Raw genomic sequence first — 12,606 nt, forward strand, 5'->3', positions numbered from 1 at the left:
CGCCCTGCCGGAAGGACCCCCGTGAACACGCTCTCCGCCGCCTCGCTGCTCGCCGCACTGCTGCTGACCGCCGGCGGTGCTCCCACCGCCGCGGCCCCGGAGCCGCCGGTGGCCCTGGCGCCCGTCCTGAAGGTCGACCCCGGCACCGACAGCCCGGACGGGCACACGAGCCGCGGGTGCTCGTTCCTCTTCCTGCGCTGGTGCTGATCCGGCGCGCTCCCGGACGGGCCCGGCGCCCGCGGCTATCCTCCGAGGTGGACCGGAGCACCGGGCCACCGCACGGGAAGGACCGCATGGCACGCCGCGCAGCGCAGCAGGACCGCCGGTCCGGCCTGGGCACGCTCCTGCCGCAGGGGATCGCCCGGGCCCGCCCCCTGCACCGGTGGGTGCGGGTGGCCCTGCTGCTGTTCATCACGGTGAGCGCCCTGGACGCCGTCCGGCTCGTGCTGACCGGTCCGGGCCTGGGGTTCGGGGACCGGGACTACGAGCTGCTGCTCGTGGTCCTCGAAGCCGCCACGGTCGCCGTCCTGGCGCTGCGCTCCAGCTGGACGTGGCTGCCGCTCGCCGCGCTGCTGGTCCTGCTCCACCCCCAGACCAACCCGGGCAGCTACATGGTCGTGATCCCGCTGGTCCTGGCCTTCACCGCGTACGGGGCGGCCCTGCCCGGGCTCGCCGCGGCCGTCGGGGCCTTCCTCGTGTGGCAGACCTCGTGGGCCGTCAACGTCTCGGTCGTGGGCCCGCAGTTCCTCTGGAGCTACGTGCCGCTGACCCTGGTCCTCCTCCTGCCCGGTCTCGTCCTGCGGGCCCTGAGCGCGCAGCAGGAGCTGGACCGCGTCGAGATCGCCGCGGGCCAGGAGCGCACGGCCCACGCCCTCGAGCAGCAGCGCCTCGAGCTGGCCCGGGAGCTGCACGACATCGTCGCCCACGACCTCACGCTCATCGCCATGCAGGCGCGCTCGGGGGCCTACTCCCGGGACCCGGAGACCATGAAGGAGGCCCTGGACGTGGTGGGCGACTCCTCCCGCGCGGCCCTCAAGGACCTGCGCCGGCTGCTGGGGATCATGCGCGTGGAGCCGGGCGCCGGGCTCGCACAGGACTCCAGCGCCGCCGCGGCCGTCGACACGGGCCGGGGCCTCGAGGAGGTCGCGGCCGCGCTGCGGGAGGTCGGGTTCCGCACGGACACCCGGGTGCGGGGCGATCTCGCGCGGATCCCGGAGGGGGTGCGGCCCACGGTCCAGCGGGTCCTCCAGGAGGGGGCGACGAACATCATGAAGCACGCGCCCGCCCGGACGAGCTGCGTGCTGGCCGTGCAGGTCGACGAGGCCGACGTCGTGGTCGAGGTGCACAACGCCGCGGGGCCGGGCTCCGGGCCCGGCCTCCCGGCCTCGGGGTACGGGCTGCTCGGGCTGCGCGAGCGCGTCCAGCTGCTCGGCGGGGAGCTAGCGGCGGGACCGGCGGACGGCGGCTGGCGCGTCGGCGCCCGCATCCCGCTGGGCCCGGCCGCCGTGTGAGACCACCACGACCGCCACGAGGACGAGCAGGGCCGCGCTGAGGCCGTCGAAGCCGATCAGCGCCAGCACCGGACCGGCGAGCGCACCGCCGGTCGCCCCGGCGAGGTTCATGAACAGGTCCGAGACGCCCTGCAGCCTCGGCCGCTCGGCCGGCGGGACGGCCTCGGCCACGAGCGTGGAGCCCGCGACCGTGGAGGCGGACCAGCCGAGCCCGAGCAGGACCAGGCTGACCGTCACCAGCACGGGGGACGTCGAGCCGAACCAGGACAGCACGAGGGACGCCACGAACAGGGCCTGGCCGAGCAGGACGGTGGGGCGGCGCCCGGCCCGGTCCGCGAGCCAGCCGAACACGGGGGCGAGGGCGTACATCCCGGCCACGTGCAGGCTGATGGTCAGGCCCACGACGCTCAGCGACGCCCCGTGGAGGGTCAGGTGCACGGGCGTCATGGACATGAGCGCCACCATGACGGCGTGGCTCAGCGCCACGGTGAGCACGGCCCGGCGGGCGGGCGACGAGGCCCGCAGCACCGCCAGCCCGCCCGCGGGGGAGGGCTTGCCCCTGCCCGCGGCCTCGCCGTCGGCCACGGCCAGCAGCAGGGGGTCCGGCCGCAGCGCCGTGAGGTAGACCAGGGCCCCGAAGGCCTGCGCCACGAGGGCGATGACGAATCCGCCCGTCAGCGCCGGCAGGCCCAGGGCCCGCCCGAGCAGCTCACCCGGCTCGAAGAGGTTGGGGCCGAGCACCGCGCCGATGGTCGTGGACCAGACCACCAGGGAGAGGTCCCGGGCGCGGGTGTCGTCCGCGGCCAGGTCGGTCGCCGCGAACCGGGACTGGAGGTTGAGCGCCGAGCCGGCGCCGAGCAGCGCCAGGCCCAGCAGCAGGACGGGGAAGCTCGAGAGGACGGCGGCGCCGATCGTGATCGACGCGCCCGCCATGGCGGTGAACGCCCCGGTGCTGAGCGAGATCCGCCGGCCGCGGGCCTGGGCGAGCCGCGCGAGGGGGACGGCGAGCAGGGCCGCGCCCAGGGTGTTCATGGTCGCGGCCATGCCGGACCAGGCGGAGGAGCCGGAGACCTCGGTGACGAGGAGGGCGCCGAGGGCCAGGGTGGCGCCGACGCCCAGCCCGCCGAGGATCTGGCCGAGGGCGAGGACGCGGACGACCTTCCGCTGCAGGGCGCGCCGGTCCACGGCGGGGTTCGTCGGGTGCATGACCGCCATCCTATACCCCTGGGGGTACTCGCTCCGGGTGTGCCGGAGCCCCTCGGTGTGGTTCGATGCTCGGCATGAGCTCCCTGCCCGATCCCGCGACCGGACTCGTCCTCGGCGAGGACGGGCTCGCCCGCCCCGTCTGGGCCGCCACGGACCCGCTCCTGCGCGAGTACTACGACACCGAGTGGGGCGTCCCCGTGCGGGACGAGCGGGGGCTCTACGAGCGGATCTGCCTCGAGGGCTTCCAGTCCGGGCTGTCCTGGGCCACGATCCTGCGCAAGCGGCCCGCCTTCCGGGCGGCCTTCGCGGGCTTCGACCCGGACGCGGTCGCGGGCTTCGGCCCGGCCGACGTCGACCGCCTGCTGGGCGACGCCGGGATCGTGCGCCACCGGGGCAAGATCGAGGCCGCCGTCGGCAACGCCCGCGCCACCGTGGCCCTGCGCGCCGAGGGCGGGCTGACCGAGCTCGTGTGGTCGTTCCGCCCGGCACGGACCCCGCGTCCGCGCACGGCGGAGGAGGTCCCGACCCGCTCGCCGGAGTCCGAGGCCCTGTCCCGGGCCCTGCGGGCGCACGGCTTCCGCTTCGTGGGGCCGACCACGATGCACGCGCTCATGGAGGCGGTCGGGATCGTCGACACCCACCTGCTCGGCAGCCACCGCCGGGGCAGCTCCGGGGTGTGGCCGGAGGCGCCGGAGGGTGCGTAGGATTCCTGGCACCGAACCCGACGACGCCCCGCGTCGCCTTCCGGCAGGAGGCCCGGCCATGTACGACAACAGCGAGCAGCGCAGCGCGGTGCTGCCCCTGGTGCTGAGCACCGTGGGCTCCGTCCTGGTCGGCCTGGTGGTCCGGAGGCTGCGGGAGGACCGGGCGGCGGCCCGTGGCGGGACCGCCGGCGGGCCCGCCGGCCGGGACGCCCGGCGGACGGGACGGGCCCGGCCCGCCCGGAGGAACACGCGCGGGCCGGTGCTCTGAGATCATGACGAGCCACGCGATCAGCTGGGTGGACGTCTTCTCGCCGGCGCCGCTGGGCGGCAACCCGCTCGCCGTCGTGCACGGGGCCGACGCCCTCGACGAGGCCACGATGGCGCGCTTCGCCCGCTGGACCAACCTCTCCGAGACCACGTTCCTGCTCGAGCCCACGGTCCCCGGCGCCGACTACCGGGTGCGGATCTTCACCCCCGGCGGGGAGCTGCCCTTCGCGGGTCACCCCACGCTCGGGACGGCGTCCGCCTGGCTCGCCCTCGGCGGGGAGCCCGCGGGAGCGGACGTCGTCCAGGAGTGCGGGGTCGGGCTGGTGACCGTCCGGCGCCGCGAGGGCAGGCTCTCGTTCGCCGCCCCGCCCCTGACGCGCTACGAGCCCGTGGCGGAGCCCGCGCTGCTGGACCGGGTGGCGCGGTCCCTGCGGCTGGACCCGTCCGCGCTGCTCGACGTGTCCTGGCTGGACAACGGCCCCGGCTGGATCGGGGTGCGCGTGGCCGACGCCGGGACCGTGCTGGGCGTGCGTGCGGACTGGTCCGCCATGGCCGGGCTCAAGCTCGGCGTGGTGGGCCCCCACCCCGAGGGCGCCGAGTGCGCGGTCGAGGTGCGGGCGTTCGTGGGGGACTGGGTCGTGGAGGACCCGGTCACGGGCAGCCTCAACGCGGGCCTGGCCCGGTGGCTGACGGACAACGGGTGGGCTCCGGCGCGCTACGTCGCCGCCCAGGGCACCGTGCTCGGGCGCACCGGGCGCGTGCTGCTGGAGCGGGACGCAGACACCGTCTGGGTCGGCGGCCAGGTCAGCCCGGTGGTCCGCGGGACCGTGGAGCTGTAGCCGACGGTGCGGAGGGCGCCCTCGGTATCGTGGGGGCATGACCACCCAGGACATCACCTTCCGCACCCGCAAGTGGGTCGAGCCGGAGGACCTCAACGCCAACGGCACCCTGTTCGGCGGCAGCCTGCTCCGCTGGATCGACGAGGAGGCGGCGATCTACGCCATCGTCCAGCTCGGCAACCAGCGCGCGGTGACGAAGTACATGTCGGAGATCCTCGTGAACCCCGACCGGGACCGGATCCCCACCACGGCGCTGCCCGCGGTGCACGGGAAGGGGCTCTGAGATGGCGGCGCGGCGGCTGCGCGCCGAGCGGATCACCGACTCCGTCACCTACCACGGCGAGGGGCCGTGCTGGTCGGAGTCCTGGGGCGGGCTGCGGTGGGTCGACATGCTCGCGGGGGACGTGCTGTCCCTCGGCGCGGACGGCGAGGTGCTCCGCAAGCACGTCGGGGACGTCGTGGCCTGCGTGCGCCCGCGCGCGACCGGGGGAGCGGTGCTGGCTCTGGAGACCGGCGTGGCCCTCGAGGACCCGGACGGCACCGTCCACCCGGCCGAGCAGCTCTGGGAGCCCGGGGCGGTCCGGATGAACGAGGGCGGGGCCGGCCCGGACGGCTCCTTCTACGTCGGCTCCATGGCCTGGGACCAGACGGAGGGCGCGGCCACGCTCTGGCGCGTGCACCCGGACCTGCGCTGGGAGCCGGTCCTGGAGGGCGTCACCGTCTCCAACGGCATCGCCTGGTCCCCGGACGGCGCGCTGGCCTACTACAACGACACGCCCACCGGGAAGGTCGACGTCCTCGACTGGTCCCCGGACGGGGGTCTGCGCGGGCGCCGCACCTTCGTGGTGCCCGAGCTCGAGGAGGGGGACGTCCACCCCGACGGGCTGACCGTCGACGCCGAGGGCGCGGTCTGGGTGGCGCTGCACGGCGCCGGGCAGGTGCACCGCTACACGGCCGACGGCGTCCTGGACACCGTCGTGGAGGTCGGCGCCCGCCAGACCACCGCGTGCTGCCTGGGCGGGGAGGACCTGCACACCCTCTACATCACCACGTCCCGGGAGAACCTCGCCCCGGACGAGGACCCCGCCGCCGGCTCCCTGTTCGCGGTCCGGGTCGACGTCCCCGGCCTGCCCGTCCTGCCGTTCGGGGGCTGAGCGCGGTGGAGAACCCCCGGCGCACCGCCGGACTGCTGTGGCTGCTCGTGCTCGTGTGGGTCGTGGCCCTCGTGGGCTCCCTGCTCAGCGGGGGCACCTCCTCGGCGCTCTCCTTCGCCGTGCTCGCCGTGCTGTGCGCCGCCGGGGCCGTTTTCTTCGGCGCCCGGACCCACCGCTGACGGGCTTGACCCTCACGCGACGGGAGGGCCCAGAGTGGAGGACATGGACGGACAGCGCCCCGTGACGGCGGACGAGAAGCTCACCGTGGGACAGGTCGCGGAGCGCTTCGGCGTCACCGTGCGCACGCTGCACCACTACGACGACGTCGGCCTGCTGCGCCCGAGCGAACGCTCCGCGGGCGGATACCGCCTCTACACGGAGGACGACCTCCTCCGGCTGCGGCACGTGGTGGTCTACCGCCGGCTCGGCTTCCCCCTCGAGCGCATCGAGGAGCTCCTGGCCGCGGCGGACCCCGATTCCGTGCTGGTCCACCTGCGCCGGCAGCGCGAGTCCGTCCTGGCGAGACAGGCCGAGCTGGCCGACCTCGTCACCGCGATCGACCGAGCACTGGAGAAGGAAATGACCGGAATCGACCTGACCCCGGAGGAGCACCGCGAGCTCTTCGGTGAGGGATTCAGCGACGAGTACGCGGCCGAGGCCGAGCGCCGCTGGGGCGGCACCGACGCGTGGGCGCAGTCCCGTCGGCGCGCGGCCGGATACGACCGGGAGGACTGGCGGCGGATCGCCGCCGAGACCACGGCGATCAACGAGCGCTTCGTCGCGGTCAAGCGCGCGGGGCTCCCCGCGGACTCGGCCGAGGCGATGGATGCCGCGGAGGCCGCCCGGCGCCAGATCCACGAACGCTTCTACGACCTCTCGCCCGAGTTCCACCGGGCCCTGGGGGACATGTACGTGGCCGACCCGCGGTTCACGAAGACCTACGAGGACCTGGAACCCGGGCTGGCGCAATACGTCCGCGACGCCATCCACGCCAACGCCGACCGCGCCACGGGCTGAGGCCCACTCGCCGCCCGGGGCGTGCGGGCGGTCCGGCAGGCCGCCGGACTACCATCGTCAGCGAGGAGGCACCCATGACCGAGACCCCCCGGGCGGCCCCGGACGTCGTCACCGGCTCGATCCGCCTGCTCGCGGAGCAGGGCTGGGACGCCACGACCGTGGACCGGCTCGCGCTCGCCGCGGGCATCAGCCGGGCCACGTTCTTCCGCAAGTACGGGTCCAAGGAGGACATCGTCTTCGCGGACCACGCCGCGAACCTCGAGCGCCTCGAGCAGCAGCTGGCCCGGGCGGGGGAGGAGCCGGGCACCGATCCGGCCGTCGCCCTGCGGGACGGCGTGCTGCTGGTCTTCCGCCACCACCTCGACCACCGCGAGCGGGCGCTGGCCCGCAACGCCCTGCTCCGGCAGGTCCCGCAGCTGCGGGACCGGGAACTCATCACGTCCCACCGCTACGAGCGGGTCCTGCGGCGCTACCTGCGCTCCGCGCTGCCCGACTCGCCGGGGCGGAGCACGCTGGCCACGGCGCTGTCCGCCGCCGCGGTGGCGGTGCACAACGCCGCCCTGCGGGCCTGGCTGCGCGCACCCGACACCGACCCCTCGGCCGAGCTGGCCGGGCAGCTCGAGCGCCTCGCGCACACGCTCGTCTCCGGCTACGAGGACGGCGCGGCGCGGCCGGCCGCCGCGCCCGGGGCCCGCCCCGCCGTCGTCGTCACCGTCCTGGACCCCGGCGCGGACACGGAGGAGATCCTGGCGTCCGTGCGGGACGCCCTGCGCCGATGACTCAGACCTCGTCGGCGAGGATCGCGTAGAGCAGCTCGTCGCGCCACTCGCCCAGCTGGCGGTGGCTCTCGCGCAGGGTCGCCTCCAGGCGCATGCCGATGCGCTCGCAGACCTTGGCGGAGCTCACGTTGAGGGCGTCCAGGCTCGCGCAGACCCGGTGGGCGCCCAGCTCGGCGAACGCGAACTCGATCGCGGCGCGGGCCGCCTCGGAGGCGATGCCCCGGCCCGCGTGGTCGGGGTGGACCACCCAGCCGATCTCGACCTGCGCGGCCGCCGCGTCCGTGAGGGTCAGCACGATCTCGCCCACGAGCTCCCGCGAGCCCCGGGGGGAGACGGCGAAGCGGACGGAGTCGCCGTCCCGGCCCCACGGCCGCATGCCGCTGTTCTCGGCCAGGGTGCGCTCGCACTCCTCGCGCGTGCGCGGGCCCCGCCACGCGTACTGCGCGTAGTCCTCGCGGCTCTGGTAGGAGTGCATGGGCTCGAGGTCCGCGCCGTCGAAGCGGCGGAACGCGAGGCGCTCGGTCTCTGGGGGCAGCACGTCGATCATCACCAGCCAGAATACGGCCTGAACGCCCAGGAACCGCACGCCGCACCACGACACTGAGACTCAATCCCTTGACCTGAGACTCCGTATCAGTCAGAGTGGTGACGATCACACCACTCGTCAGGAGTCCGCCCATGGCACCCGCCGCGCCCGCCCCGTCCTTCCCCTCCACCGTCGCGGTGGACGTCGAGCAGCTGGTCCTGCCCGGACGCTCCGCGCCCGTCGCCCTGGTGCGGCTGGACTCCACCCCGCCGGGCGGGCTGATCATCTGGGGTTCCGCGGCCCTGGAGCAGCTCCGGGACGTCCTGGGCTCGATCGACCAGTCGGCGGTCGAGGCCATCGTGGTCACCGGCAACGCCCGGTCCTTCGGCGCGGGGGCCAACCTCAAGGAGATCCGCCACGCCCAGCTCAGCGGCGTCTCCGACCGGTACGTGGGGCTCGGCCACGAGGCCTTCGGCGTCCTGGCCGACGCGAGCGTGCCCACCTTCTCCCTGCTCACGGGTCAGGCCCTGGGCGGCGGGCTCGAGCTCGCGCTGCACACGGACTACCGTGCGGCCCACCCGCGCACCGGCCCGCTCGGACTGCCGGAGTGCCGGCTCGGCTTCTTCCCCGGCTGGGGCGGCGTGCACCTGCTCCCGCACCTGATCGGCCCGGCCGCGGCGCTGCGCGTCATCGTGTTCGACTCCCTGCGGGGCCGGAACACCAGGGCGGCGGAGGCCCTCGAGCTCGGCCTCGTGGACGTGGTGCTCGACGCCGCCCCGGGGACCGGGGAGTGGGACACCGCCTGGCAGCGGTGGGTGGCCGGCACGCTCGACGCGCTCGACGCGGGGGGGACCCGCCGCCGCGCGGGCACGCCCGGCGGCACCGGGGAGCAGGAGTGGCAGGACGCCGTGGACCAGGCCCGGGACCGCGCCGAGCGCACCTGGCACGGCGCGGCGCCGGCACCGCTCGTGGCGATCGACCTCGTGGCCGACGCCCGGACGGAGTCCCGCACCGAGAACGGGACGAAGGCCGTGGCCGCCTTCGCCGAGCTGGTCCGCGGGGACGTGGCCAAGGCCTCCCTCTACGCGTTCGAGCTCGTCTCGGCCCGCTCCCGGCAGGCGGCCGACGTGCCCGCCGCCGAGCCCGTGCCCCTGCGCAAGGCCGCCGTGATCGGCGCCGGCCTGATGGCCGGCCAGCTCGCCTCGCTCATCGCGAGCGGCGCCCGGATCCCCGTGGTCATGACCGACCTCGACGACGAGCGGCTCGCCGCCGGCGTGGCCCGGACCCGGGAGCGCTTCGCGGCCCAGGCGGCCAGGGGCCGGATCAGCGCGGAGCAGGCCGAGCAGCTCGGCGCCCTCGTCACGGGGGCGAGCGGGCCGGAGGACCTCGCCGACGCGGACTTCGTGATCGAGGCCGTCTTCGAGGACCTCGACGTGAAGAAGAAGGTGTTCGCCCAGTGGGAGCAGATCGTGCGCCCGGACGCGATCCTCGCGACCAACACGAGCTCCCTGTCCGTCACCGCCATGGCGGAGGACCTCCGGCACCCCGAACGGGTGGTCGGCTTCCACGTCTTCAACCCCGTGGAGGTCACCCCGCTCCTCGAGATCGTCGCCGGGCGGCGGACCGGCGACGCGGCCCTCGCGACCGCCTTCGAGCTCGCCGCGGCGCTGCGCCGCACGGCGGTGCGCGTCCAGGACGCCCCCGGCTTCGTGGTCAACCGGGTGCTGACCCGGCTGTTCGACGTGATCGTCCAGGCGATCGACGCGGGCACGGATGTGGCGGTCGCCGACCACGCCCCCGATCCGATGGGCCTGCCCATGACCCCGCTGCGGCTGCTCGACTTCGTGGGCCCGGCCGTGCTGCACCACGTGGACGAGACCATGCACCGGGCCTACCCAGAGCGCTACGCGCGGTCCCCGTGGATGGAAGCGGTGGTCGGGGCGAGCCTCACCCACGTGCTGCCCACCGAGCAGGCCCCGGGGACGGGCGCGGACGGCTACCTCGCCGCCGACGCCGCCCGGCTGCTCGAGCGGACCCGGGCGGAGCACCCCGCCGGCGCTCCCGTCCCGGCGGAGGAGCTGCTCGTGCGGGTGCAGGACGCCCTGGCCGAGGAGATCGGCGCGATGCTGACCGAGGGCGTCGTCGCCGGGCCTGAGGACGTGGACCTGTGCATGGTCCTCGGCGCCAACTACCCCTTCCACCTGGGCGGGATCACCCCGTACCTCGACCGCACGGGCGCCTCCGAGCGCGTCCTCGGACGCCGCTTCCAGCAGGACTGACCCTGTCCCCGACCGACCTCCCACCAGCCCACAGAACGAAGGACCCAGCCATGACCGCCACCCCCGAGACCGGCGCGACCCTGTTCCCCGCCGGCACCGTGGAGCCCGACTACGTCCTCGACAAGGCCCTCGACACCGACGCCGCCGGCGCGTTCGACGCGGTCTCCGACACCGACCGGGGGCACTGGATGCGCGCCCGCCGGTTCGTCCAGGAGGACCTGCTGCCCGTCATCGGCGAGCACTGGGACCGCTCGGAGTACTCCCTCGACCTCGTCCGCCGGCTCGGGGAGCTCGACCTGCTGCGCGACGGCGTGGCCGTCGACGGCTACGAGCAGATGTCCAAGACCGCCGCGGGCCTGATCAGCATGGAGCTCTCCCGCGGCGACGGGTCCATCGCGACCGTCTCCGGCGTTCAGGGCGGGCTCGCGATGCGCTCGATCGCCATGTGCGGCTCCGAGGAGCAGCGGCAGCGCTGGCTGCCGCGGATGGCCACGGGCGAGCTCCTCGGCGCGTTCGCCCTCACGGAGCCCACCCACGGCTCCGACTCCGTCAGCCTCGAGACCCGTGCCACCCCGGTGGACGGCGGCTGGGTGCTCAACGGGGAGAAGAAGTGGATCGGCAACGGCTCGATGGGCGGGATCACCGTGGTGTGGGCCCGCGCCGACGAGGACGGCCAGGTCAGGGGTTTCGTGGTCCCGCAGGAGAGCGAGGGCTACACCGGCACGACCATCCGCGGAAAGCTCGCCCTCCGGGCCATCCACCAGGCGCACCTGCGGTTCGAGAACGTCTTCGTGCCCGAGGAGAACGCGCTGCCGGCGGCACGGTCCTTCAGGAACACCGCCGACGTCCTGTTCGCGACCCGCATCAGCGTGGCGTGGGGCGCGGTGGGGCACGCCCAGGCCTGCTACGAGACCGCCGTCCAGTACGCGGCCCAGCGCGTGCAGTTCGGCCGCCCGCTGGCCGCCTCGCAGATCGTGCAGGAGCGGCTGGCCCGGATGCTGAGCGAGCTCACCCAGATCCAGCTCCTCGTGGCACGGATGACCGAGCGGGAGGAGGCCGGCCGGCTCACCGCCGAGCAGGCGTCGCTGGCGAAGTACACCTCCACGCGCACGGCCCGCTCGATCGCGGCCAACGCCCGGGACCTCCTGGGCGGCAACGGCATCCTCATCGAGAACCGCGTGGCCCGCCACTTCGCGGACATCGAGGCGCTGCACACCTACGAGGGCACCGAGACCGTGCAGGCCCTGATCATCGGACGCGGGATCACCGGCATCTCCGCGTTCGCCTGAGCTCGTCCGAGTCCACATGACGACGGCGCCCCGGCCGTGGAGGCCGGGGCGCTGTCGTGCTCGGTCCGTCGGGGCTCAGAGGTCGGCGCCGCCGTGGAACGAGTCGTTGCTCGGGTCGACCTCGTCCTCGAACGCGGGGTCCTCGGGGACGTCGAGGTCCGCGATCGCCTCGCCCATGCGGGGCTCCTCGGGCGGGACCTGCTCCTCGCCCGCCTCGTAGCGGGCCTCGGCCGTCTCGTCCCGGAGCTCCTGCTCCGAGGGGACCTCCGGGTGCTCGGGGTCCACGCGCTCGTCCTGCGCGCCGGCCTCGGCGCCCTCGATCAGCGGATCCTCGCGCCAGTGCTCGGGGTCGACCTCGGCGGCGCCCTCGTAGGTGTCGGGGGTCTCCGGCAGCTCTTCCGGTGAGGTGCTCATCTGCTGTCCTTTCGGGTCGGGGCATCGATGTGCCATCAGCCTACGCACTGCCGTCCCCGCCGCCCCGGCCATCGGCTCGTCCGGTGGCCGGGGGAGCGCCGGGAGCGGTGACGAGGAGGCATCCGCCCGGCCCTCCGGGGTTTTGACGGTCCTGCGGGGCGTGTGTAATGTATTCCGAGTCGCCGCAAGGGACGCGAGAGATCGCCCCGGACGGCAACGCCGAATCCGGCGGACCGAACCCCCTCGAACCATCAAGCCGATCACCGCTGCGCGGTGGCCGACAGCTTGTGGGCCGGGACCGGGTCGGGTACGCTGGTGGAGCTGTTTCGGGCAGCAGCGAGAAATCGCTGCGGCCCACGGCGCCGAATCCGGCAGATCCAGGAATTCTCCTCCCGAAGGACTTTTTCGTCGCTGAGCGACGGAAAAGCGATTTGGGAAAGCGGAGAAGATCGGGATAAGCTGAGGAGGTCGCCGCGGGGAAAGCGAGAGATCGCGAGAACCGAGCGAAAAAGAATTCCAACACGGTTTCCGGGTGTGGTGCCTGGTTGCTGGTCTGTTGTTTGAGAACTCAATAGTGTGCCATGTTTGTTGATACCGGATGTTTTATTCGGTTGATTGGTT

15 protein-coding genes and 1 pseudogene are annotated in these 12,606 nt (G+C 74.3%); 12 read left to right on the forward strand and 4 right to left on the reverse strand.

All coding sequences use genetic code 11. The features are described 5' to 3' along the window. The first annotated feature begins 21 nt into the window (after nt 1-21). Together RF644_RS16400 and RF644_RS16405 are read left to right on the forward strand one after the other, a co-directional pair. On the forward strand, nt 22-207 hold the full coding sequence (locus RF644_RS16400; protein WP_368797284.1) for a hypothetical protein: 186 nt from the start codon (nt 22-24) through the stop codon (nt 205-207). Between the two features lie 86 nt (nt 208-293). Then, nucleotides 294-1,511 (forward strand): sensor histidine kinase, encoded by a 1,218-nt coding sequence (locus RF644_RS16405; protein WP_368797285.1) that lies wholly within the window; start codon nt 294-296, stop codon nt 1,509-1,511. On the opposite strand, the gene RF644_RS16410 is transcribed toward RF644_RS16405, so the two are convergent. After that, on the reverse strand, nt 1,440-2,726 hold the full coding sequence (locus tag RF644_RS16410; RefSeq protein WP_368797286.1) for an MFS transporter: 1,287 nt from the start codon (nt 2,724-2,726) through the stop codon (nt 1,440-1,442). The two genes, RF644_RS16405 and RF644_RS16410, sit on opposite strands and share 72 nt — an antisense overlap. A gap of 56 nt (nt 2,727-2,782) precedes the next feature. Between RF644_RS16410 and RF644_RS16415 the strand changes: the two genes are divergently transcribed. The 8 genes and pseudogenes from RF644_RS16415 to RF644_RS16450 all read left to right on the forward strand — a co-directional run bounded on the left by RF644_RS16415 (nt 2,783) and on the right by RF644_RS16450 (nt 7,477). Then, complete coding sequence (locus tag RF644_RS16415; protein ID WP_368797287.1) at nt 2,783-3,421, forward strand: DNA-3-methyladenine glycosylase I; 639 nt, start codon at nt 2,783-2,785, stop codon at nt 3,419-3,421. 58 nt (nt 3,422-3,479) lie between these two features. Continuing rightward, nucleotides 3,480-3,689 (forward strand): hypothetical protein, encoded by a 210-nt coding sequence (locus RF644_RS16420; RefSeq protein ID WP_095651850.1) that lies wholly within the window; start codon nt 3,480-3,482, stop codon nt 3,687-3,689. 4 nt (nt 3,690-3,693) lie between these two features. After that, nucleotides 3,694-4,527 carry a PhzF family phenazine biosynthesis protein gene (locus RF644_RS16425; protein ID WP_095651849.1) on the forward strand — a complete coding sequence of 278 codons (834 nt, stop codon included), beginning with the start codon at nt 3,694-3,696 and terminating at the stop codon, nt 4,525-4,527. A gap of 37 nt (nt 4,528-4,564) precedes the next feature. Continuing rightward, a pseudogene (locus RF644_RS16430) lies at nt 4,565-4,741 on the forward strand (acyl-CoA thioesterase); the annotation flags it as partial. A 70-nt stretch (nt 4,742-4,811) separates the two neighbouring features. Beyond that, nucleotides 4,812-5,681: an SMP-30/gluconolactonase/LRE family protein gene (locus RF644_RS16435; RefSeq protein ID WP_368797288.1), complete on the forward strand. Its 870-nt coding sequence runs from the start codon at nt 4,812-4,814 to the stop codon at nt 5,679-5,681. A 5-nt stretch (nt 5,682-5,686) separates the two neighbouring features. Further along, nucleotides 5,687-5,860 carry a hypothetical protein gene (locus RF644_RS16440; RefSeq protein ID WP_368797289.1) on the forward strand — a complete coding sequence of 58 codons (174 nt, stop codon included), beginning with the start codon at nt 5,687-5,689 and terminating at the stop codon, nt 5,858-5,860. A 43-nt stretch (nt 5,861-5,903) separates the two neighbouring features. Then, nucleotides 5,904-6,698, forward strand: a complete 795-nt coding sequence (locus tag RF644_RS16445) for a MerR family transcriptional regulator (protein ID WP_368797290.1) — start codon at nt 5,904-5,906, stop codon at nt 6,696-6,698. A 74-nt stretch (nt 6,699-6,772) separates the two neighbouring features. Next, the gene (locus RF644_RS16450; RefSeq protein ID WP_017834867.1) at nt 6,773-7,477 is read left to right on the forward strand and encodes a TetR/AcrR family transcriptional regulator; all 705 of its coding nucleotides are present in this window, start codon (nt 6,773-6,775) and stop codon (nt 7,475-7,477) included. Nucleotide 7,478: 1 nt separating this feature from the next. Here RF644_RS16450 and RF644_RS16455 read toward each other — a convergent pair whose 3' ends face one another. Further along, the gene (locus tag RF644_RS16455; protein WP_368797291.1) at nt 7,479-8,078 is read right to left on the reverse strand and encodes a GNAT family N-acetyltransferase; all 600 of its coding nucleotides are present in this window, start codon (nt 8,076-8,078) and stop codon (nt 7,479-7,481) included. A 77-nt stretch (nt 8,079-8,155) separates the two neighbouring features. Between RF644_RS16455 and RF644_RS16460 the strand changes: the two genes are divergently transcribed. Further along, on the forward strand, nt 8,156-10,282 hold the full coding sequence (locus RF644_RS16460) for a 3-hydroxyacyl-CoA dehydrogenase NAD-binding domain-containing protein (RefSeq protein WP_368797292.1): 2,127 nt from the start codon (nt 8,156-8,158) through the stop codon (nt 10,280-10,282). Between the two features lie 50 nt (nt 10,283-10,332). Beyond that, on the forward strand, nt 10,333-11,571 hold the full coding sequence (locus RF644_RS16465; protein WP_035923166.1) for an acyl-CoA dehydrogenase family protein: 1,239 nt from the start codon (nt 10,333-10,335) through the stop codon (nt 11,569-11,571). A gap of 75 nt (nt 11,572-11,646) precedes the next feature. On the opposite strand, the gene RF644_RS16470 is transcribed toward RF644_RS16465, so the two are convergent. Both RF644_RS16470 and RF644_RS16475 read right to left on the reverse strand, forming a co-directional pair. Next, complete coding sequence (locus RF644_RS16470) at nt 11,647-11,985, reverse strand: hypothetical protein (protein ID WP_017834871.1); 339 nt, start codon at nt 11,983-11,985, stop codon at nt 11,647-11,649. Between the two features lie 260 nt (nt 11,986-12,245). Next, nucleotides 12,246-12,606, reverse strand: a 361-nt coding sequence (locus tag RF644_RS16475) for a hypothetical protein (RefSeq protein ID WP_368797293.1), incomplete at its 5' end; no start/stop codon positions are given.

The sequence above is a fragment of the Kocuria sp. CPCC 205258 genome (assembly GCF_040981005.1).
In the GTDB taxonomy this organism is placed as follows: Bacteria; Actinomycetota; Actinomycetes; order Actinomycetales; family Micrococcaceae; genus Kocuria; species Kocuria rosea.

Excerpts from the sequence above, each read along its gene's own strand:
- RF644_RS16405 (WP_368797285.1), top strand. The coding sequence starts at position 294 with ATGGCACGCCGCGCAGCGCAGCAGGACCGCCGGTCCGGCCTGGGCACG.
- RF644_RS16435 (WP_368797288.1), top strand. The coding sequence starts at position 4,812 with ATGGCGGCGCGGCGGCTGCGCGCCGAGCGGATCACCGACTCCGTCACC.
- RF644_RS16425 (WP_095651849.1), top strand. The coding sequence starts at position 3,694 with ATGACGAGCCACGCGATCAGCTGGGTGGACGTCTTCTCGCCGGCGCCG.
- RF644_RS16410 (WP_368797286.1), bottom strand. The coding sequence starts at position 2,726 with ATGGCGGTCATGCACCCGACGAACCCCGCCGTGGACCGGCGCGCCCTG.
- RF644_RS16415 (WP_368797287.1), top strand. The coding sequence starts at position 2,783 with ATGCTCGGCATGAGCTCCCTGCCCGATCCCGCGACCGGACTCGTCCTC.
- RF644_RS16450 (WP_017834867.1), top strand. The coding sequence starts at position 6,773 with ATGACCGAGACCCCCCGGGCGGCCCCGGACGTCGTCACCGGCTCGATC.
- RF644_RS16420 (WP_095651850.1), top strand. The coding sequence starts at position 3,480 with ATGTACGACAACAGCGAGCAGCGCAGCGCGGTGCTGCCCCTGGTGCTG.
- RF644_RS16460 (WP_368797292.1), top strand. The coding sequence starts at position 8,156 with ATGGCACCCGCCGCGCCCGCCCCGTCCTTCCCCTCCACCGTCGCGGTG.
- RF644_RS16470 (WP_017834871.1), bottom strand. The coding sequence starts at position 11,985 with ATGAGCACCTCACCGGAAGAGCTGCCGGAGACCCCCGACACCTACGAG.
- RF644_RS16465 (WP_035923166.1), top strand. The coding sequence starts at position 10,333 with ATGACCGCCACCCCCGAGACCGGCGCGACCCTGTTCCCCGCCGGCACC.
- RF644_RS16445 (WP_368797290.1), top strand. The coding sequence starts at position 5,904 with ATGGACGGACAGCGCCCCGTGACGGCGGACGAGAAGCTCACCGTGGGA.